18 protein-coding genes are annotated in these 19,251 nt (G+C 65.4%); 7 read left to right on the top strand and 11 right to left on the bottom strand.

The genetic code is table 11. From position 1 onward, the window contains the following. Positions 1-104 precede the first annotated feature (104 nt). Positions 105-320, top strand: a complete 216-nt coding sequence (locus DELCS14_RS17605; protein WP_013802864.1) for a hypothetical protein — start codon at positions 105-107, stop codon at positions 318-320. Between the two features lie 114 nt (positions 321-434). Here the strand turns inward: DELCS14_RS17605 and DELCS14_RS17600 are convergent, their stop codons facing one another. The 3 genes from DELCS14_RS17600 to DELCS14_RS17595 form a co-directional block, all read right to left on the bottom strand. Continuing rightward, positions 435-815, bottom strand: coding sequence for a hypothetical protein (locus DELCS14_RS17600; RefSeq protein WP_157158295.1), 381 nt, complete (start codon positions 813-815; stop codon positions 435-437). 130 nt (positions 816-945) lie between these two features. After that, on the bottom strand, positions 946-1,527 hold the full coding sequence (locus DELCS14_RS30715) for a hypothetical protein (protein ID WP_013802862.1): 582 nt from the start codon (positions 1,525-1,527) through the stop codon (positions 946-948). Between the two features lie 137 nt (positions 1,528-1,664). Next, complete coding sequence (locus tag DELCS14_RS17595) at positions 1,665-1,958, bottom strand: hypothetical protein (protein ID WP_013802861.1); 294 nt, start codon at positions 1,956-1,958, stop codon at positions 1,665-1,667. Positions 1,959-2,762: 804 nt separating this feature from the next. Between DELCS14_RS17595 and DELCS14_RS30085 the strand changes: the two genes are divergently transcribed. Further along, positions 2,763-3,239 (top strand): hypothetical protein, encoded by a 477-nt coding sequence (locus tag DELCS14_RS30085; protein ID WP_013802860.1) that lies wholly within the window; start codon positions 2,763-2,765, stop codon positions 3,237-3,239. An 80-nt stretch (positions 3,240-3,319) separates the two neighbouring features. On the opposite strand, the gene DELCS14_RS17590 is transcribed toward DELCS14_RS30085, so the two are convergent. Then, on the bottom strand, positions 3,320-3,721 hold the full coding sequence (locus DELCS14_RS17590; protein WP_013802859.1) for a hypothetical protein: 402 nt from the start codon (positions 3,719-3,721) through the stop codon (positions 3,320-3,322). 331 nt (positions 3,722-4,052) lie between these two features. Between DELCS14_RS17590 and DELCS14_RS17585 the strand changes: the two genes are divergently transcribed. Then, on the top strand, positions 4,053-4,673 hold the full coding sequence (locus tag DELCS14_RS17585) for a hypothetical protein (protein ID WP_013802858.1): 621 nt from the start codon (positions 4,053-4,055) through the stop codon (positions 4,671-4,673). Between the two features lie 35 nt (positions 4,674-4,708). On the opposite strand, the gene DELCS14_RS17580 is transcribed toward DELCS14_RS17585, so the two are convergent. Next, complete coding sequence (locus DELCS14_RS17580) at positions 4,709-5,644, bottom strand: LysR family transcriptional regulator (protein ID WP_013802857.1); 936 nt, start codon at positions 5,642-5,644, stop codon at positions 4,709-4,711. 132 nt (positions 5,645-5,776) lie between these two features. Here DELCS14_RS17580 and DELCS14_RS17575 point away from each other — a divergent pair, with 132 nt between their 5' ends. The 3 genes from DELCS14_RS17575 to DELCS14_RS17565 all read left to right on the top strand — a co-directional run bounded on the left by DELCS14_RS17575 (position 5,777) and on the right by DELCS14_RS17565 (position 8,888). Beyond that, entirely contained in the window at positions 5,777-6,772 is a 996-nt protein-coding gene (locus DELCS14_RS17575) for an alpha/beta fold hydrolase (protein WP_013802856.1), read from the top strand. Between the two features lie 46 nt (positions 6,773-6,818). Then, a complete protein-coding gene (locus DELCS14_RS17570) occupies positions 6,819-7,823 on the top strand; it encodes a tripartite tricarboxylate transporter substrate binding protein BugE (protein WP_013802855.1) in 1,005 nt (334 codons plus the stop codon). A gap of 150 nt (positions 7,824-7,973) precedes the next feature. Continuing rightward, a complete protein-coding gene (locus tag DELCS14_RS17565) occupies positions 7,974-8,888 on the top strand; it encodes a LysR family transcriptional regulator (RefSeq protein ID WP_013802854.1) in 915 nt (304 codons plus the stop codon). A 20-nt stretch (positions 8,889-8,908) separates the two neighbouring features. Here the strand turns inward: DELCS14_RS17565 and DELCS14_RS17560 are convergent, their stop codons facing one another. The 6 genes from DELCS14_RS17560 to DELCS14_RS17535 form a co-directional block, all read right to left on the bottom strand. Then, complete coding sequence (locus tag DELCS14_RS17560) at positions 8,909-9,886, bottom strand: tripartite tricarboxylate transporter substrate binding protein (protein ID WP_012205004.1); 978 nt, start codon at positions 9,884-9,886, stop codon at positions 8,909-8,911. Positions 9,887-9,919: 33 nt separating this feature from the next. Then, entirely contained in the window at positions 9,920-11,425 is a 1,506-nt protein-coding gene (locus tag DELCS14_RS17555) for an acyl-CoA synthetase (RefSeq protein ID WP_013802853.1), read from the bottom strand. Then, positions 11,422-12,327 (bottom strand): SDR family oxidoreductase, encoded by a 906-nt coding sequence (locus tag DELCS14_RS17550; RefSeq protein ID WP_013802852.1) that lies wholly within the window; start codon positions 12,325-12,327, stop codon positions 11,422-11,424. The genes DELCS14_RS17555 and DELCS14_RS17550 overlap by 4 nt, the downstream gene beginning before the upstream one ends. Before the next feature lie 461 nt (positions 12,328-12,788). After that, entirely contained in the window at positions 12,789-14,258 is a 1,470-nt protein-coding gene (locus tag DELCS14_RS17545; RefSeq protein WP_013802851.1) for a cytochrome c, read from the bottom strand. Positions 14,259-14,263: 5 nt separating this feature from the next. Further along, positions 14,264-14,851 carry a (2Fe-2S)-binding protein gene (locus DELCS14_RS17540; protein WP_013802850.1) on the bottom strand — a complete coding sequence of 196 codons (588 nt, stop codon included), beginning with the start codon at positions 14,849-14,851 and terminating at the stop codon, positions 14,264-14,266. Further along, positions 14,848-17,769, bottom strand: coding sequence for a molybdopterin cofactor-binding domain-containing protein (locus DELCS14_RS17535; protein ID WP_013802849.1), 2,922 nt, complete (start codon positions 17,767-17,769; stop codon positions 14,848-14,850). Before DELCS14_RS17535 ends, DELCS14_RS17540 begins: the two co-directional genes overlap by 4 nt. 433 nt (positions 17,770-18,202) lie before the next feature. Here DELCS14_RS17535 and DELCS14_RS17530 point away from each other — a divergent pair, with 433 nt between their 5' ends. After that, positions 18,203-19,249: a methionine ABC transporter ATP-binding protein gene (locus DELCS14_RS17530; RefSeq protein ID WP_012205010.1), complete on the top strand. Its 1,047-nt coding sequence runs from the start codon at positions 18,203-18,205 to the stop codon at positions 19,247-19,249. The last annotated feature ends 2 nt before the right edge of the window (positions 19,250-19,251 follow it).

The raw sequence follows: 19,251 nt of genomic DNA, 5'->3' as shown, positions 1-19,251 counted from the left end.
TGTCGGCGAAATGAAGGATAGGGGGGCCAGACCGCCTCATACCAGAGCTTTGCGAGAGCATCGGTCTGCCCCTTCCTCATGAGGGAAGCTCCAAACGAGATCACATGTATGCTTCCTTTGATGCACTGCCCGACGAGGGGCTGCCGCAGTTTGCCCATGGTCTCATTGAATCCGGTGCGCTCACACCACACGTTCGTAATGCTGTTCAAGATGTGCTGTGGGCCGACCTGCCGGAGATCAGCGTCACCAAGCGGCAGCGCCGCCTTCTCTGCGAGGGAGCAGCGCCTGCGGCGCTGGCCCTTCACGACTACTTCTACTGAGTCCGTATGCCTAGTCATATGCACAGTCCTGTTCCTATCTTCAAAGATAAGCGATAAGACGGGGCCGGGGAATCAGGGGGCTATCTCAGGAGCACGTGCGAGGATGTTGGGGAATTAGAGCTGCTCTGCCCTGCCATCCCTAGGGCCGGCGAAGACAGTCAGCTCCTGCTTGGTTCTTGTGCGCTGACACAGCAATTCCTCGATAAACCGGATGCCGACATCGATACCGTATGGCTGGCTCAATCCGGTTACGACCTGCCCCTCAGCGACGAATACCTCGTCAAGGTCGAAGATGCCAACAGGCTCCACGTTCGTTCGATCACCGGGCCCATCGTGATTTGCGTCGCTCAAGCCGGGGAGCATGCCTATGGCGCGATCGTAGGCTGCCTCGGCATCGCTGGCAGCGAACAGATGCGACGCGATGAAATGGCGTTTCTCTCTGCGGTTGACGTCGTAAGGTGGCTGCGTGCTGAGCGAAGCGTTCTCCTCCTTCATGAGGAAATGGGCAATGTATAAGGACATCAATAAGGTACTTTCAACTGCAGTGCCGTGGTGAATCCCCCATCTGGCCGTCAGAAGCCGGATGCGGACGGCTCAGTCGACGGACATCCTCTGGATGAAGTGGTCAGACATTGTGATCGATCACTTCTATTTCCTCGCATATTACGAAGTGATTTCCAATTTCCAGGACAACCGCGCTTGTTTCGACGATATGCGTGTCGATCAGTTGTGTTTTTAAATCGGATCCAATGCGATCTCGAACGCTGGTGAGGACAGAGATAGGACCGCGCAAGAGCAAGCCATAGCCTCCAGTCAGCAGTGTATGAAAGGATGCCGGTGAACCCGGCATCATTCTGGATGCGGCCAGCCAGCCTTTGTAGTGGTGATGAAGAATTTCCCAAATATAGGCATAAATTTGGTAAGGATCCTGGGGGCACGAGGAGAAGTAAAGGCTGCCTTGTCTTCCGGAGCGGTTCAGGAGCAAGGGGTGCTCCCGGTATACGGATATTGCATTTGCACTGCAAATGCACACGTCGGTGTCCAGCCATTGCTTGCACACGATTTTGAATTCTCTGCGTATCCGTGAATTTTTCCAGTCATCGCATTCGATCGAAATCAAGAGTTCATTGTTCTCTGAACGACTTATGGATGTAATCAGGCCGTTGCTGCCATCATGGAAAATTTCTGCCAGTGCCTCAATATTCATGTCTTCTGGAATGTCATGGGTGGATGTTCGGCGCCCCAGGACATGAGAGCCACCATATGTCTGACGTTTTATTAATTAGTGATTTTTACTGAGTTTTCGCAGATGCGTCTGATCGGCCGAAAGCAGTTCTCGACATCTTATTGCTCAAGTGTCAACATTTGCTTTAGCCATTGATCCGCCGTCATGTCCTCAACTCCGATCACATGATGTATATACATCATCGCCTTTTGCAGGCCGTATCGTCCGTCCAGCCTGTATAGAAGATAGTTGGCTGTGATCACTGCGCCGGTGGGCCAGAGCCGCCGAAAACTCTCCAGATCCTTGTCAACGATTTCGCCATAATTGGCCAGATCACCGCACTCCGCTTCGATGGATCGACCAAGAATATTCTCGATCGTGGTTCTTGTATCTGCATTTATCTTGAATGCCATTGTTATCTCCATGCGGCCGTATTGATTGTGATTGATCTCAGGAGCTTGTGCCACGGACTGGCATTGTCAGTCGTCGCACGCCGGTTGTCATCTGCATCAAGCCCGCCTAGACCAATCTATTGAATAACGCAGCTATACCGATTCGTTCGCACTCTGCTTCGGCCTGTTGGACTTCAAAATCCAGAAAATATCCTAGGTCCCAACGGAGTTTCCCGGCTCGGTGCTGCTCATCAAGTCTGGCAGGCACAAAATGCTCTGCAAATGAAAGAGCTTTCTTTAACTGGATCAATGCCTTAAGGCCCGTTATACCTGTGGAAACCGATGCCGTTCCAACGAACAGGTCATGGCCTTTCACGTCCGAAAGATCGGGGATGTAATTGCAACGCACTGCACATCCATTCCCGCAGTTTTTGCAGTGCCATATTTCCATTGCAGATTTCTCCGCGGGGCGATGAAAATCAGTGCTTGTGCAGATGGGGCATTCCATGTTGGAGGCGGGTGGCTGGTGCTTCCAGTAGATTCAAACCTGGCTTCAGGGGCGCTGTCGGCTGATTGTGCCGCATGATGAGGAGCTTGGCATCTTGATTCAGGCGTGCTGCCATGCATCCTCAGCGTTTGCGGTGGCGGTGAGTAGGCATGGTGGCAGGTCGCCTCGCGATGGCGTGCATGTCTTCGGGCGGAGTGCCCGTATGGGTCACGCGACAGGGATGGTGAGCCTACGGAGGGTGAAGGAGGTTGACGGGACCTGTGCGCGGTAAGGACAATCGATCGTCATGGACACTGAAAATGAAATCTTGGCACCACATGAACGTTATTGAAGCTGTAATGCACATGTCGCTTTACGCGAAGGCTCCCCATCCTGTCCTGGTGGTTGACGGGGTGCCGCTTGAGTTATGGTTGAAAGAGGCAGATTGCTCGGCTGTCTTTGGAGAAGATACTGTGGGTGGCCTTGTCCCGGCCCAAGGGTGGCTTATTGATGAGTGCGATTTGCAAAATGCTTGGTATCTTTTGAATCCAAAAAATAAAAATTCGTCGACGATAGTGCCAATCATGATCTGTCCAGATGATATGGATATGAATTGCACTGTTGCGGTGGTAGAGCAGCTGGTTGATGAAGAAGCGGTGAGTTGGGCGAGAATCGGACGTGCTATCGATGTGAGAAATGGTATTGTTGTTTCGGTTGAATGGGTAGCGGGAAATAAAAGAGCAGTATTTGACAAGACGGCTTTTTCTGCGGCGGTTGATGAGTTGAGGCGTCTGACAGAGGAGGTCTGGAGCTAGCTTCTGGCCACAGTCGCAAAGCTGGAATTGAGCGCCTTGCGGAAAACCAGTGATTCCTGGTCGGTCGAGGTTGCCAATCCTTACCCAAACAACCCCCCCTCATCCAACAACTCAAACGCCACCTCAGGCGTCCTCTCCATCCCCCGCCGAATCGCCGCAGGAATCGCCTGCCGAGTCTTGCTGCACAGCCCGCGCATGGGCAAGACCTCGATCTGTATGCCGCGCACGGTGCGCACTTCGCTGGCGCCGGGCTCGATGCGCACGCGGATGCCGAGCTGCTCATACATGCGCTGCTCCACATGGCGCAGGTCCTGCAGGCTGGTGATGCGTTCCAGCCGTAGCAGCAGGCGTTTTTCCTCTTCCCTGGTGAGTCGCAGAATGCGCTGGTCGGCCATGGAGTCGGCGAGCAGGGCGTCGTGCTCGCAGATGCAGGCGCCCGGAGGGCAGGGGACTCGGATCGGAATCTGAACGGGAAAGCTCATCGATGCCCAAAGGAGAGCCGCCCCGGCCGGGGCGGTGCAGGCCATGCTAGTTCAAGGCTGCAGCGGGGCCAAGGGGAAAGTCCTGGGCAGCTTCCATCCCTGCAATGTGGCCTGCCTGATGCCGCAGGGTGCGGAGGGCGGGGCAGCGATTCGGTGTGTCTGCGAGGCCGAATGCAGGCTTTGGGAAGCAGCTGTTTGGCAAGTGATGAAGGGATGCAATCCGAAGTGGGAATCCGCATCGTCCATTGCGCGAATGATTCAAATGCAACTGATAAGATGCCCGCGCCCAAGTCGGGCATGAGTGAATCAATTGAATAAGGGAGCGGAACACATGAAGAAGCTGATCATTGCAATGGCCGTTGCGCAGATGGCATTGAGCGTTGCCGCCGCACCTGTGGCCAATCGCGACAGTGCGATAAAGGCGTGCCTCAAGACATTCCCCGAAGCGGCTTCTCCCGTGGACGACAAGATGCGAACGTTTGCACAGGACGATCGCATCAATCTTGAGTTCAACTACATGGGCGCAAAGCTGGTGTGCTCCGTGGGCAAGACCAGTGCGGAGGTGGAAGAGGCCAGCGTGATGGGGCGCAAGTTCTCAAAGGCTGATTTGAAATCCTCGCAGGAAAAGCGCCAATCCAATGAACAGGCAGTGGGCCAGATCGCCGCTGGCAATTGGAAGAGCTTCGTGGCAAACGCGAAGATCAGTACATCCAAGAAGCTCCAGAATCCCCAGTCTGCACGCTTCAAGGACTTGTTTATCAGCAACGTGGATGAACAGCCCACGCTGTGCGGAAAAATTGATGGCAAGAATGAAGCCGGTGCCTATTCCGGCTATCGCGCTTTCTATTCGAATGCTGCCAGTACGCTGGTGGCCGCAGAGACTGGCCAAAGCCCGATGTTCAAGGCGATGGTGGATGAGTTCTGCAGCTCTAAATTCGCAGACGCTGAGTAACGTGAAGGTCGAACGCTACGGGTCAGACTGACTGCTCACGACTTCTGACTCCTCCCATAAAGATTCTCCAACCCCGCCCACACCCTGCGCGTGAGCGGCTTGCTTTGGGCCGCAGGCCGCCGGTAGAGCCGCACGTTGATGGGCACGTCCTTGTCGGGCCCGGCCGCGCGGGCCAGGCGGCCTTCGGTCAGGTCGGTCTTGACCAGGGTGAGCGGCAGCCAGGCCAGGCCCAGGCCCTGGTGGACCATGGCGTGCAGGGAGTCGGCGAGGTCGGCCTCGTAGACGGTGCGCAGGCGCGTGGTGTCGCACAGTTCGTGCAGGTGGCTGCGCAGGATCTTGCCCAGGGACATGCTTTGCGCGTAGTCCAGGTAGGGCACCAGCGGGCCGCCGCCGTGGGCGGGCAGGGCGTACTTGGGCAATTGGGGGACCAGGGGGATGCTGACGGGGATCAGCGTGTCCTGACCCACGGGCAGCCAGGCCAGGTGGTGGCCCTGCAGGCTGCCTTCGATGGCAGGCTGGGCATGGCACATGAGCAGGTCCACTTTGCCTTGCAGCAGCATTTCCACGCCGTAGTCCAGGCTGGTGGTGACCACTTTCCAGCACAGCTGGGGCATGGCCTGGTTGAGGGCGGTGATGATGCCCGGCAGGACGGTGTGCGACAGCGTGCGGCCGGCCGCGATGGTGATGGTTTCGTCGCGCGTGCGGTGGGGCCGCTGCAGCAGGCCGTGGGTCTGCTCCAGGATGCCCAGCACTTCATGGGCCGAGGCCAGCAGCGTCTTGCCGGCGGCCGTGAGCGTGGTGGACTGGTGGCCGCGCTCGACCAGGGGCGTGCCCGCCCATTCCTCCAGCGCGCGGATGCGGCGGCCAAAGGCAGGGTGGGTGATGTGGCGGCGCTCGGCGGCCTTGTAGAGGCTGCCGGTGTCGGCCAGGGCCTGCAGGTCCTGCAGCAGTTTGAGGTTGAGTTCGTGCATGGGTAGGGTGGGTCCAGGGCTGTGCTGATCCGGCACAGCGCCGCCGTAATCGGCACAGCACCAAGGCGGGGCATGCCTAGCATGGCGGCATGCGAGAGAAGCCCTGTTATGCCTGAAGTTTGCCTCAGGAAGATGCAAAGCCATTTCATTGGCGGTGCGCAGCGCACGGTGCGGGATCTGCCGATCCAGCACAGGGAAGTGGTGCGCAATGGCGGCGAGCGGCCGCTGGACATGAATGGCAGCTATGCCGTGGGCCAGATGTACGCCATGGAGTACCGGCTTGCGCGTCCGCGCAGCCCCCTGCCGGTGCTGCTGTGGCACGGCGGCGGCATGACGGGTGCGCAGTGGGAGTCCACGCCCGATGGCCGCCAGGGCTGGCTGTGGCGCCTGCTGGAGGCCGGCCACGACGTGGTGGTCTGCGATGCAGTGGAGCGCGGCCGCGCGGGCTGGGCGATGTTCCCCGAGATCTATGCCGAGGCGCCCGTGTTCCGCAGTGCCGAGGAGGCATGGACGCTGTTTCGCATAGGCCATGGCGCGCCTTCGGGCGACGGTGTGGGCGAGCCCTTCGTCGGCCAGCGGTTTCCACATGAGAATTTTGACGCCCTGGTGCGGCAGATGGTGCCGCGCTGGCTGGGGCATGAGGCCATGGCCATGGCGGCCTATGACGCGCTGCTGGAGCAGTTCGGCCCCTGTGTGGTGATAGGCCACAGCCAGGGCGGCGGCTTTGCCGCGCATGCGGCCGTCCGCAAGCCGCACCTGGTGCGCGCCGTGGTGGGGGTGGAGCCTACGGGCATGCCGGTGGTGCAAGAAGGGCAGCAGGGGCAACAGGGGCAGGAGGGGCAGGAGGGGCAGGAGGGGCAGGAGGGGGCGGATGCCTTCGCGCCTGCCTCGGCCATCCCCCATCTGGCGGTGTGGGGCGACCATTTCGCGCACAGCCCGCAGTGGCAGAAGTACCGCGCGCAGACCGATGTGTATTGGCAGCTGCTGCGCCGCCTGGGCGGCCGTGCCGAGGTGCTGGACCTGCCGGCCGCAGGCATCACCGGCAATTCGCATTTCTGCATGCTGGACACCAATGGCGACGAGGTGCTGGGCCGGATGCTGGCCTGGCTGGAGCGCCTGGGCCGGTGACTGGAGAGTGCTGGTCCCGAAGAATTTCAACGAGGAGAAAAATCTCATGCAACGCCGCAATTTCATGATCCGCAGCCTGTCTGCAACCACGGCGGCCCTGGCCCTGGGCGCCCTGGCGCCCGCGCAGTCGGCCCTGGCGGCCGATGCCGGCTGGCCCACGGCCGAGCCCATCCGCCTGATCGTGCCGTTTCCGCCCGGCGGCACGGCCGATGTGGTGAACCGCCTGTTCGCGCAGCAACTGGGCAAGGTGCTGGGCGCCTCGGTGATCGTGGAGAACAAGGCCGGTGCCGGTGGCTCGCTGGGCACGCGCTTCGTGGCCGATGCCAAGCCGGACGGCTATACGCTGCTTGGCGCCACGTCCAGCACGCACGGCACGAATCCGGCCGTCTACACCAAGCTGCCCTATGACGCGGTGAAGGATTTCACGCCCATCACCCAGGTGATCACGGTGCCGGGCGTGCTCAGCGTGCATCCCTCGGTCAAGGCGGCGAATCTGAAGGAGCTGATCGCGCTGGCCAAGGCGCAGCCGGGGCATCTGTCGTATGCGTCCTCGGGCGCGGGCGGGCTGGGCCATCTGGCCATGGAGCTGTTCAAGGCCAAGGCGGGCGTGCAGATCATGCATGTGCCCTACCGTGGCGCTGGCCCGGCCTTCACCGATCTGATCGGCGGCCAGGTGTCCATGCTGTGGGAGCCGCTGCCGGCCTCGCTGCCGCACATCAAGTCCGGCAAGATCCGCCCGCTGGCCGTGGCCACGGCCCAGCGCAGCAGCGAGCTGCCCGACGTGCCGACCTTTGCCGAGTCCGGCGTGCCCGGCTACGCCGTGCAGGCCTGGAACGGCCTGCTGGCGCCCAAGGGCCTGCCCAAGGACATCCGCGACAAGCTGCACAAGGCCAGCGTGCAGGCCCTGGCCGATCCGCAACTGCGCCAGCGCCTGGCGGAGCTGGGCGGCACGGTGGTGGCCAATACGCCGGAGCAGTTCGGCGCGGTGATCCTCAAGGATGTGACGACCTGGAAGCAGGTGGCCGCTTCGTCGCAGATCAGCCTGGACTGATGCGGCGGGCACCGGGGAAAGCCCTGTGTCCAGGCGCCCACGGGTGGCGGGGCCAGGCGTCGTGACGGTGCCATAGTCCGGGGGTGGCGGTCCGGGCGCGTTGCCTGCGGCCGCGCACAAGGCGGGCCGCCTGACCTGCCGCCTCAAGCCATGGACATCAACCTCATCCGCAATTTCGTAGAGATCGTGGACGCTCGCAGCCTCAGCGCTGCGGCGCGCAAGCGCGATATCACGCGCTCCAAGGTGAGCAAGGAGCTCAAGTCGCTGGAGACGGCGCTGGGCGTGACCCTGCTGCACCGCACGACGCGCAGCTTTTTGCTGACGGCGGCGGGCGAGGTGCTGTACGAGCATGGGCGCAGCATCATCCAGGAGGTGGAGGCGGCGCAGGGCGCCATCGACGCGCTGCAGCATGTGGTGACGGGCTCGGTGCGGCTGAGCATTCCCACGGGCCTGGGCGAGCTGTACCTGGCCGACATGCTGCTGGCGTTCCAGAAGCGGCACCCGCAGGTGCGCATCCGCGTGCTGTTCTCCAACCGGGTGAGCGATCCCATGAGCGCCCAGGTGGATGTGGCCGTGCGCGTGGCGCGCGACGTGCAGGAGCACCTGGTGGCGCGCGACCTGGGGCCGGTGGGCTTTGGCCTGTATGCCAGCAGCGCCTATGCCAAGGCGCGGCCGTTCCACGACCCTGCCGAGATTCCCCACGGAGTGCTGCTGACGCCGCCCGGCGACGGCAAGACCTATGCCGTCTCGGTGAAAAAGGGGCAGCAGGAGATTGCGCTCAAGTGCGAGCCCTGCATCACCAGCGAGCATTTCCCCTTCCTCAAGCAGTCCATGCTCCGGGGAAGCGGCGTGGCCACCTTGCCCAACTACATGGTGATGGACGAGCTGCGATCGGGCGCGGTGCAGCGCGTGTGCCCGGACTGGACGGTGTCCGGCCTGGGCGACCGGCTGTACATCATCACGGCCGAGGACCGGCGGCCCTCGCATGCCGTCAAGGTGATGACCGAGTTCCTCAGGGCCAGCCTGCTGCGCTTCGTGGAGCAGGCCGGGGAGCCCGGGCCTTAGCGCCTCGGTTCACCAGTGCTTCAGTTCTCCAGCGCAATCGCGTTGTCCGCGATCACCTTGCGCCACATCTGGCCGTCAGCGGCCAGGAAGTCGTCGAGCTGGGCCTGGGTCTGGGGCTTTCTGGCGGCCAGGGTCTGGTTGCCCAGGGCGCTGGCGAACTCGGGGTTGAGCATGACCTTGTTGACGGCGGCCTGCAGGGTGTTGCGCGCGTCCGCTGGCGTGCCTGCGGGCACGGCAATGCCGAACCAGGTGGAGGCCCTGAAGCCCGGCACGCCCGATTCGGCAATGGTGGGCGTCTGCGGCAGGAACTGCGAGCGCTCCGGCCCGGTGGTGGCAATGGCCACCAGCTTGCCGGCCTTGATGTGGGGCAGGGAGGTGCCGGCCACGTCCACCATGAGCTGGGTGTCGTTGGCCATGAGGGCGGTGAGGGCCGGCGCGCTGCCGTTGAAGGGGATGTGGGTGGCGGCCACGTCCAGGCGGGACTTGATCAGCTCGGTGGTCAGCTGCAGCGGGTTGCCCAGGCCGACCGAGCTGTAGTTGAGCTTGCCCGCGTGGGCCTTGGAGTAGGCCTTGAGGTCGGCCACGTTTTTGATGCCGGTCTGGCTGTTGGTGACCAGCACCAGCGGGGCCTCGGCCAGGATGTTGGTGAGCTTCAGCTCCCGGTCGGGGTTGTAGCTGAGCTTCTTGTAGAGCAGGGGGTTGAGGACCATGCTGGCATTGCTGGCCAGCAGCAGGGTGTAGCCGTCGGCCGGCGAGCGCGCCACGGCCGAGGCGGCAATCATGGTGTTGGCGCCCGGCCGGTTCTCCACGACCACGGACTGCTTGAGCTCCGTGGACAGGTGCGTGGCCAGGGTGCGGGCCAGCACATCGACCGAGCCGCCCGGCGCATACGGGGCGATGAGCTTGATAGGCTTGCTGGGGTAGTCGGACTGGGCGAACCCGGGGGCTGCGGCTGCGGTGGCCGCAGCGGCAAGCAGCAATGCGATGGCCTTGTTCATGCGTTGTCTCCTTCTCTTTCGGTGTTGGCGGGTTCAGATCTTGCGCTGCGTCGCGCCCCAGTGGGCGTCGCGCAGCTTTCTTTTGGCGATCTTTCCGTTGTCGTCGCGGGGCAGGCGCTGGAAGACGAAGCTGCGCGGCAGCTTGTAGGCCGCCAGCCGGCCGCGCAGCCATTCTTTCAGTTCGGCTTCGGGCAGTGTGCCTGACTGGCCGGGCTCGACCAGGGCCAGCAGCCGTTCGCCGTACTCGGCATCGGGCACGCCGATGACGGCGCAGTCTGCTATGCCGGGGTGCCTGAGCAGCTCGTTCTCAATCTCGGCCGGGTAGATGTTCACGCCGCCGGAGATCACCATGTCCGAGTCGCGGTCGCAGACGTAGAGAAAGCCTTCTTCGTCCAGGTAGCCCATGTCGCCCAGGGTGATCAGGCCGCCCTGGTCCATCTTGCGGCGGGCGTCTTCGTTGCCCTTGTAGGTGAAGTCGGCATAGGCGGGCTGGCGCACGTAGATCAGGCCGACCTCGCCCGTGGGCAGGGCCTGGCCCTGCCTGTCGAGGATGCGGACTTCGGCTTCCTGCAGCGGCAGGCCCGCGCTGCCGGGGTGGGTGAGCGCGTCGGCCGAGCCGATGAAGGTGACCAGGCCCGACTCGCTGGAGGCATAGGTCTCGTTGATGATGGGCCCCATCCACTCGATCATGGCCTTCTTGACCTCGGGCGCGCAGGGCGAGCCGGTGGAGGCGATGAAGCGCAGCGAGGAGATGTCGTAGCGCTCGCGCACCTCGCGCGGCAGCCTGAGCAGGCGCACGTACATGATGGGAACCATGTAGGCCGTGTCGATGCGGTGCTCCTGCACCAGCTGCAGAAAGCGCTCGGGGTCGAAGCGCTGCTCCAGCACCACCAGCTCGCTGAGCATGAGCGCGTTCTGGAAGTACAGGCTGGGCGCGCTGTGGTAGATGGGCGCGGTCAGCAGGGTGCGCGCGCCGGGCTGCAGGCCGTAGGCGGTGGCGATCAGCGCCTGGTTCACGGCCAGGCGCCGGGGCAGTTCTTCCACGGGAAACGCCTTGCGCAGCACGCCCTTGGGGCGGCCCGTGGTGCCCGATGTATAGGCCATGTGGCCGCGCGGCGCGACCAGCGGGCCATCGTAGGGTGCCTGGGCGGCCAGCCAGGTTTCGTAGTCCAGCTCCGGCTCGCGTGCGTGGGCGACGCGCCGGGGCAGGTCCGCATAGAGTTCGCCCTTGAGGCCGTCGAGCAGGTCCTGGCTGGTGATGAGGGCGCGGGCGCCGCTGTCGGCCAGGATGTAGTCGATCTCCGTGGCCGTGAAATGCCAGTTGACGGGGCAGTAGTAGATGCCCGCAATGCGGCAGGCATGGACCACGTCGGCGTATTCGATGCCGTTGCGCAGGAAGACGGCCAGCACGTCGCCTTCGGCCAGGCCCAGGCTGCGCAGGCCCTGGGCCAGCTGGCGGCCGCGCTGCTGCTGGGCGGCGCCGGTCAGCGTGCGCTGTTCGAAGACCAGGGTGGAATGGGGCGTGGCGGCGGTGCTCATGTGGGCGTGGCCTCCTGCTCCCCATCGTTGACGTTGGGCTGGTTGGCGGCCTTGGCCATCTGCCGGGCGCGCGCCCAGTCGGCATCGTCCCAGGCCTGGTATTCGGTGAAGTAGGCGCCGTTGGCCAGGGCGTCGCCGCCGTCCAGCGTGATGGTCTGGCCGTTGAGCCAGGTGTTGCCCGGGGCCAGGATGAAGGCGGCCATGTTGCCGATGTCCTCGCCCGTGCCCAGGCGGCGCGTGGGGTTGTCCAGGCGGCGGCGGTCGGCCGAGTCCTCGTTGCCGTCGATCCTGGGGCGCAGGCGCTGGCTGGCGCCCTGGGTGGGAATCACGCCCGGTGCAATCGCGTTGAACCGTATGCGCTTGGGACCCCATTCCACGGCCAGCGATTTGGTCATGGCGTCCAGCCCGGCCTTGGACATGGCCGAGGGCACGACAAAGGGCGAACCCGTGTCCACCCAGGTGACGACGATGGACAGCACTGAGCCCGGCAGCCCTTCGGCGATCCAGCGGCGGCCCACGGCCTGGGTGACGTAGAAGGTGCCCCGAAAGACGATGTCCGATATGGCATGGAAGCCGTTGATGCTCAGGTCCTCCGTGCGGCTGACGAAGTTGCCGGCCGCGTTGTTGACCAGGCTCGTCAGGGGGCCGTGTTCGGCCCAGATGCGGTCGATGACGGTGTGCACGGCCTCGGGCTGGCGAATGTCGAGTTCATGCGCAAAGGCCTGCGCGCCCGTGTCGTTGTTCAGCATCTCGCAGGCCTGCTGCACCACGGAGCGCCGCCGGCCGCACAGGTGCAGCTCGGCGCCCAGTTCCGCCAGCTTGGCCGCCATGGCCAGGCCCAGCCCCGTGCCGCCCCCGGTGATCAGGACGCGCTGGCCCTGGAATAGATTGGCTTCGAACATGCTTGTCTCCTTTTGCTTTCACTCTAGGGAGACAGGGGCGGCTGGCAAAGGAGGGTGGTGGAACGCGGTTGGTTCCGTGGTGGAAACAATGGGCTTGTGTTTTGGGGCTGTGACCGCGGCTTGTCAGCTAGTGCAGGGATGCTTATGGCCATCTGCCGGGTGGCTATTTTTCGAGGCCGGGTCTCGGCCCGGCAGCCGACTGCCCTTTCTTGATTCGCCAAGAAAGGTCAGATCAAAGAAGGCGACCCGGATGTCCGCGACCCTCCGCTTCGCTGCGGGCAACCTGCGTCGTGGCTGTTGCGGGGTTCGCCGTGAAACTCACTTCGCGCTGCACGCTACGTTCAGACATCACGGCGAGTCAGACGACGAAGCAAGCCTGTCCTTCGGCAGGCTTGCAACCCCGCAACCGCCACGCCGCAGGCGCGGGCATACGGGTTGGGCTCCGTAGAACAGCCGGTGTTTCACGGCGCAGCCTTGTGCCCTGACTTTCCGGCTGCGCTGCGCAGGTCGGCCACCTGGGCGGCTGTCACATCGGCAGGCTGGCCGCCCAGGGCCGTGCGGGTGTAGTTGGCCAGGGCGGCGACTTCGCCATCGGTCAGCTCCTGCATGAAGCCGGGCATGCCGGGCAGGGGCGTGGGGCCCTGCTGGGTGGCCGGGTGCTTGGGCAGGCCGACGAGGATGGCCAGCACCAGGTTGCGGGCGTCGGCCTGGCGCACGGTGCTGTTGCCCTTGAGCGGGGGCATGGTGAGGCTGCGGCCCAGGCCCTCGCTGCCGTGGCAGCTGGCGCACAGCGCCATGTAGTGGCCCCGGCCCGCGTCCAGCGTGCCCGCACCGTTGCCGGCGCCATTGCCCGCGCTGTTGCCGGTGCCGGAATCCGGGGACACGGCGGCCGGCAGGGGCTGGGGCGCGGGCGGGTTGTCGCCCAGCAGGAAGGTGGACAGCGCCGTCATGTCCTCGGCCGTGAGGTACCGGGTGCTGTTGGCGATGACCTCGTGCATTTCATCGAAGGCGCTGCCGTGGGCCGAGAAGCCCGTTTGCAGGAACTGGGCCATGCCCTCGCGCGTCCAGCCGCGTGCGGCCAGGGCTTCGGCGGTGATGCCGGGGGCCGTGAACAGCGACAGCGTGCCGCCCTGCAGCCAGCGGTCCTTCTGCATCTGGCCGAACATGCCGCGCGGCGTGTGGCATTCGGCGCAGTGGCCCATGACATTGCCCAGGTATTGCCCACGCAGCCAGGCCGGGCTCTGGCCCTGCGAGCCCACGGGCAGGGGCGCGCTGGACAGGAACAGCGTCTTCCAGCCGAACATGAGCACGCGAAGGTTGAAGGGGAAGGGCAGGGCGGGCTTGGTGTTGGGCTGGGCCACGGGCCGGATGTTCATAAGGTAGCCGTAGATCAGGTCCGAGTCTTCGCGGCTCATCAGGTGGTAGGAGGCATAGGGCATGGCCGGGTAGAGCTGGCGCCCGCCCGGCGCCGTGCCGCGGGTGACGGCGGCGTGGAATTCCTCGGCCGTCCAGCGGCCTATGCCGTGGTCGGGGTCGGGGGTGATGTTGGTGCCGTAGAGGGTGCCGAAGGGCGTGGGCAGGGGCTTGCCGCCCGCAAAGGGCTGGCCTTCCCGGGCGCCACCTATGCCACCCACCCCGTCATGGCAGGCCATGCAGTCGGCGGCGCGCGCCAGGTACAGGCCCTGGGCCAGCTGCTGGGGGCTGCGGTGCACGGCCTGCGGCTCGCGCTGCGGCACATGGGGCCGGTTGCCCCAGACGGCGGCAATGGCAAACAGCACGGCCAGCAGCAGGAGGATGAGCAGCAGCCCGCGCCAGCGGCGCCTGGGCCTGCGCGGTGGCGGGGGGCGGGCACCGCTGTAGTCGGCAGGTGGCGCGGCGGTGGCGGCGGTGGCGGCGGCGGGGGCGGCTGCGCTGGGGTCGGCGGCGGACATGGCGCTCATCCTTTCAAGGTCAGCCCGGGCGTGTTCAGGACCAGGTCCTTCACGGCCGCGTAGTAGCGCACATAGCCGGTGCAGCGGCACAGGTGGGGCTGCAGCGCCTCGCCCACGACCTGTTCCACATCGGCCGCGCGGATGGGCGCCTTGGCCAGGCGCTCGACCAGCACCGTGGCCGCGATGACGAAGCCCGGCGTGCAGTAGCCGCACTGGAAGCTGAAATGCTCCAGGTACTTCTGCTGCACGGGGCTGATGGCGATGACCTTGCGCGGCTGGCCCGAGGCGCCGGGCGGGGGCGGGGGCGCGGTGTCCGCGCCGGCCGGGTCGGCAATGCCTTCGATGGTGCGGACCTTGCGGCCCTGGAAGTAGTGGGCGCCGGTGATGCAGGTGCGCATCTCGCGGCTGCCCTCGGGCCCGTCCACGATGACGGTGCAGGCCCGGCATTCGCCGATGCCGCAGCCCAGGCGCGAGCCGGTGAGGTTCAGGTATTCGTGCAGGAAGTCGATCATGGGCATGCCTTCGGGCACGTCCATGGGGCCGACGCTCTGGCCGTTGACGGTCAGTGACAAGGGGCGTGGGACAAGGCTCATGGTGCGAGTGCCTCCCTGATCTTTTGCGGGGTCACGGGCAGGTCGTGGAAGCGCTTGCCTATGGCGTGGTGCAGTCCGTTGACGATGGCGGCGACGATGGGAATCATCACCACCTCGGCAATGCCCTTGGGCGGATCGGTGTCCGACAGAGGTGCCAGCAGCTCGGCCGTCTGCTTCCAGACCGCCACCTCGCTGCCGCGAGGCAGGTGGTAGCGGTGGAAGTTCCAGTTGCCGTCGCCGGGGCCGCCCTCGTACAGCGGCATGGTTTCGTACAGGGCGTGGCCTATGCCCATGGCAATGCCGCCTTCGAGCTGGCCGTGCACCAGCTCGGGCACGATGGGCCGCCCGCACTCCATGATGGAGTGGTGGGCCAGCAGCTCGACCGCGCCCGTGCCCGTGTCCACCGCCAGCTCGACCAGGGCCGCATTGGCGCTGTAGTAAGTGACGCCCGCGTTGTTGCGCTGCATGGGCGGATAGAACAGGTTGCGCCGCGCAATCATGCGGTAGCCGGCGGCGCTGCGCCGCGCGGTGACAGAGGCCTCGACGGGCGTGGCCGCCTGCGGCGTGTCGGTGGTGTCAGGGGCCGGCGTGACGGCGGCAGCATCGGGCGCGCTGCCCAGGCGCACGGCCAGCGCGTCCATCGGCCGGCGCGCGCTGGTGCCCAGGATGTCGAAGTCCGCCTCGGCCCATTGCCAGCGGTTGAAGGTATGGCCCACGGCGCCCGTGACCAGCTGCATGGCATGGGCCTTCTGGGCCAGGGCCTGCAGGGACAGCGGCTGCATGCCGTTGGCCGTGAGCATGCCGTTGACCCAGCGCGCGTCCTCGCGGCGCACCACGTAGGGCGCCTTCTGGCCGCCGCCCGTGCCCTGGCTCCAGATGGCGACGGCGGCCGGCCACAGGCCGTGCTCGAAGACCACGCGCGCCGTCTCGCTGGTGGCGTGGCTGTAGTAGTAGGCCGAGTTGCTGGCGCTGGCCGGCGAGGCGTAGACCGGCGTCCACAGCGGCCGGGTGGCGAAGCGGTCCTGGTCGGCCTGGGGCATGGTGTAGTTGTCGCCCTCGGCCTTGAGCGGCAGCTCCGGCCAGTCCAGGCAGGCGGTCTGCAGCTCGTCGGCGGGCTTGCCGAACCATTGCACGCACAGCTGGGCCTGCGAGGTGCCCATGCCGGTGCCGATCTCGGTGCCCGAGTGGTGCAGCAGCACGCGGCCCTGGGGCGATATCTCGATGCGGGCGAAGGCCGCCTCGCCGCCCGTGCCGAAGTCCTTTTGCACGCAGGCAAAGCCCACGCCGTAGCGCTGGCCCGGGTGGCTGGCCTCGTAGGCGGTCTTGCGCTTGGCGCGCTCGGTCCACAGCGGATGGCGGCGGGCGCGCTCCAGCACCTCGTCGGCGCGCAGGGCACCGGCGGCAATGGCGCCCTGGGTGTTCTTGGCGCCCGAGGTCAGCACGTTGCGCAGGCGCAGCTCGATGGGGTCGATCTGCAGCAGCCCGGCGATTTCGTCCACCATCATTTCGGTGGCCGCCATGCTCTGCAGCGTGCCGTAGCCGCGTGCCGAGCCCGCGTCCAGCGCGCGGCTGGCCAGGGCCACGGCGGTGATGTCGTTCTTGGGAAAGTAGTAGATGGACTGCGCCGCCGTGCCGCCCACCATGGCCACCGAGGGCGAGAAGTTGGCCCGGCCGCCGCCATTGGCCGTCATGCTGGCCACCAGGCTCTGGAAGAGGCCGGTCTTCCTGTCGATGGCCATGGTGTAGTCGATCTCGAAGGCATGGCGCTTGAGCGAGGACTGGAACTGCTCGAACCGGTCATTGGCCAGGCGCACGGGCTTGCCGTCCGCATACAGCGCGCAGACCAGGCCGTAGTAGGGCATGGGCGCGTGGTCCTTGGAGCCGTAGCCCACCGTGTAGCAGGGGTGGATGAAGAGGTTCTTGAGCGGGAACCTGCTGGCCTGCACCATCTGCGCAGCCCATTCGGCCACTTCGTGCGGCGACTGCGTGGCCAGCACCATGTGCAGGCTTTGCGTGGCCGCGTCATACCAGCAGTTGGCGTTGTCGGGCTCCAGCGCGGCCGTGTCCACCGATTGCGTGGCGTAATGGCGCTGCAGCACCAGCCAGTCGGCAGGCGGCGTGGCCAGCTCCTGGGCGATTTGCTCGGCCGCGCGCAGGCCGCGCGCCGTGACCGCGTCGGCCTTGGAGATCTGCGGCCAGACCAGCGGCTTGCGTTCGGCGGGGAACAGCGGGGCATCGCGCAGGCTGGAGAACACGTCGTCGTCAAAGGCCGTGGCACCGCCCTGGCGCACATAGCGGAACACGCCCCAGGGCGGACGGTCCAGCGCGCCCGTGATGCGGCCGTAGCGGATGACGCCGGCCGTGGCCTGCAGCCTTTCCTTGGCAAAGCGAAAGCGCGCGAAGTCGTGGTAGATGAGGATGGCCACGGCCTGGCCCAGGTATGCGGGGGTCTTGCCTGTGGGCAGCAGCATGTCTTCGCCATAGAACTCGGGAAAGGCCAGGCCGTCGCGCACCAGGTCCTCGGCGGTGACCACGCGGTCGGGTGCCAGTTCGCCGTCCAGGGAAGACAGGTCCATGCCGTCGAACAGCCGGTCGGCCAGCGTGGTGCGCACGATGAAGGCATGGGATTGCTGCTGGGGCCAGTGCGGCATGTCGCGTGCGCGGATATCGCGGGCGAAGACCTTGGCGCCCATGACCTTGGAGCGGCCATCGAGCCGCATGCGCGGCAGCTGCGTGGCCGGCTCGCGGGCCACGCTGCCCAGGACGCGGTCTTCAAAGAGGGCTGCATAGGCCTGGCTGGCCAGCGGCGCCACCCAGACGCTGACGCCTGCGATGCTGGCGGCCTGCAGAAAGCCGCGCCGCGACAAGGGAGCCGCGCCGGCCTGGCTGCCGGCGCCGGAGTGTTGTTCTGGGCGCATGGCGCTCTTCTCCTGTGGGGTTGAGCCCACTGTAGGAGGGCGCATGCCGCGCGGCCTGTCAGCAAAGGCTGCTTCTGGCGTCAGCGCGGCGGCAGCGGCGGGTGCTTGCCATCGTCAAAAGCAGGAGCGGGCCAGGGCCGCCAGGCCGCGACGGCAGCGTGCCGGCCGCACTGTCAATCAGACGCCGCCGCAAGAAGGGCCTTGCCGCAGTGCTCCGTGGCACCGCGCATAGCCCGGCAGGGCAAGGGCGTGTCCACATTCAGGCATAGTTGAGGGTTGTGCAGAAAGTAGTGAAGTCCCGGGCATAACCGGAGCTTCTTATTACTTTATTTTTTTATAGTTTGCGTTTTTATACGCGCAACCTATATTTGCTCCCACTTCCCAACAATGCGCAGCGGCGTCCCCAGGCCGTCCTGCGCCGCGGCGTTTTTTCATGATCGAGATTCGGGATCTTTCCCTGACCTACAAGGGCCCCACCGGGCCCGTCCATGCCTTGCGGGGCATCAACCTGCAGATCGAGTCGGGCGAGGTGTTCGGCATCATCGGCCGCAGCGGCGCGGGCAAAAGCTCGCTGGTGCGCTGCCTGAACCTGCTCAACCGCCCGACCTCCGGCCAGGTGCTGGTGGGCGGCCGTGACCTGATGCAGCTCAGCGATGCCGAGCTGCGCACGGCGCGCCGCGACATCGGCATGGTGTTCCAGCATTTCAACCTGCTGTCCTCGCGCACGGTGTTCGACAACGCCGCGCTGCCGCTGGAGATGGCGGGCATGTCGGCCGACGACATCAAGAAGCGCGTGGACCCGCTGCTGGACCTGGTGGGCCTGAGCGCGCTGCGCGACCGCTATCCGGCGCAGATCTCGGGCGGGCAAAAGCAGCGCGTGGGCATTGCGCGCGCGCTGGCCAGCCACCCCAAGGTGCTGCTGTCCGACGAAGCCACCTCGGCCCTGGACCCCGAGACCACGCGCTCCATCCTGGACCTGCTGCGCAAGGTCAACCGCGAACTGGGCCTGACCGTGGTGCTGATCACGCACCAGATGCAGGTGATCAAGCAGATCGCCGACCGCGTGGCCGTGATCGACGGCGGCGAGATTGCCGAGCTGGGCCCCGTGATCGACGTGTTCACGCGCCCGCAGCAGGCCATCACGCGCAGCCTGATCGACGAGATCGTGCCCCAGCAACTGCCCGAGTCGGTGGCCGTGCGCGTGAACGCGCTGGCCGCCCAGCTGGCGCCGGGCCAGCAAGGCCGGCTGCTGCGCCTGTCGTATGCGGGCGAGAGCGCCTACCAGCCCATCCTGTCGCACCTGATCCGCGAGCTGGGGCTGGACCTGTCCATCCTGCATGGCCAGATCGACGAGATCCAGGAGCAGACCTTCGGCTCGCTGGCCGTCTTCGCCAGCGGCGACGCGGCAAAGATCGATGCCGCCGTGGACCATCTGCGCGCCACCGGCGTGCAGGTGCAGATCGTTTCCACCAGGGATTGAGC

This window comes from Delftia sp. Cs1-4, from assembly GCF_000214395.1.
GTDB lineage: Bacteria > Pseudomonadota > Gammaproteobacteria > Burkholderiales > Burkholderiaceae_C > Comamonas > Comamonas acidovorans.
Note: the sequence above shows the minus strand (reverse complement) of the source record. Positions and strands in the feature narration are given on the sequence as shown.

What these genes read in the sequence shown, in the direction of transcription:
- DELCS14_RS17585 (WP_013802858.1), top strand. Translation starts at nt 4,053, where the DNA reads ATGAAGAAGCTGATCATTGCAATGGCCGTTGCGCAGATGGCATTGAGC.
- DELCS14_RS17550 (WP_013802852.1), bottom strand. Translation starts at nt 12,327, where the DNA reads ATGTTCGAAGCCAATCTATTCCAGGGCCAGCGCGTCCTGATCACCGGG.
- DELCS14_RS17535 (WP_013802849.1), bottom strand. Translation starts at nt 17,769, where the DNA reads ATGCGCCCAGAACAACACTCCGGCGCCGGCAGCCAGGCCGGCGCGGCT.
- DELCS14_RS17565 (WP_013802854.1), top strand. Translation starts at nt 7,974, where the DNA reads ATGGACATCAACCTCATCCGCAATTTCGTAGAGATCGTGGACGCTCGC.
- DELCS14_RS17540 (WP_013802850.1), bottom strand. Translation starts at nt 14,851, where the DNA reads ATGAGCCTTGTCCCACGCCCCTTGTCACTGACCGTCAACGGCCAGAGC.
- DELCS14_RS17555 (WP_013802853.1), bottom strand. Translation starts at nt 11,425, where the DNA reads ATGAGCACCGCCGCCACGCCCCATTCCACCCTGGTCTTCGAACAGCGC.
- DELCS14_RS17575 (WP_013802856.1), top strand. Translation starts at nt 5,777, where the DNA reads ATGCAAAGCCATTTCATTGGCGGTGCGCAGCGCACGGTGCGGGATCTG.
- DELCS14_RS17600 (WP_157158295.1), bottom strand. Translation starts at nt 815, where the DNA reads ATGAAGGAGGAGAACGCTTCGCTCAGCACGCAGCCACCTTACGACGTC.
- DELCS14_RS17570 (WP_013802855.1), top strand. Translation starts at nt 6,819, where the DNA reads ATGCAACGCCGCAATTTCATGATCCGCAGCCTGTCTGCAACCACGGCG.
- DELCS14_RS30715 (WP_013802862.1), bottom strand. Translation starts at nt 1,527, where the DNA reads ATGAATATTGAGGCACTGGCAGAAATTTTCCATGATGGCAGCAACGGC.
- DELCS14_RS30085 (WP_013802860.1), top strand. Translation starts at nt 2,763, where the DNA reads ATGAACGTTATTGAAGCTGTAATGCACATGTCGCTTTACGCGAAGGCT.
- DELCS14_RS17560 (WP_012205004.1), bottom strand. Translation starts at nt 9,886, where the DNA reads ATGAACAAGGCCATCGCATTGCTGCTTGCCGCTGCGGCCACCGCAGCC.
- DELCS14_RS17580 (WP_013802857.1), bottom strand. Translation starts at nt 5,644, where the DNA reads ATGCACGAACTCAACCTCAAACTGCTGCAGGACCTGCAGGCCCTGGCC.
- DELCS14_RS17545 (WP_013802851.1), bottom strand. Translation starts at nt 14,258, where the DNA reads ATGTCCGCCGCCGACCCCAGCGCAGCCGCCCCCGCCGCCGCCACCGCC.
- DELCS14_RS17530 (WP_012205010.1), top strand. Translation starts at nt 18,203, where the DNA reads ATGATCGAGATTCGGGATCTTTCCCTGACCTACAAGGGCCCCACCGGG.
- DELCS14_RS17605 (WP_013802864.1), top strand. Translation starts at nt 105, where the DNA reads ATGTATGCTTCCTTTGATGCACTGCCCGACGAGGGGCTGCCGCAGTTT.
- DELCS14_RS17590 (WP_013802859.1), bottom strand. Translation starts at nt 3,721, where the DNA reads ATGAGCTTTCCCGTTCAGATTCCGATCCGAGTCCCCTGCCCTCCGGGC.
- DELCS14_RS17595 (WP_013802861.1), bottom strand. Translation starts at nt 1,958, where the DNA reads ATGGCATTCAAGATAAATGCAGATACAAGAACCACGATCGAGAATATT.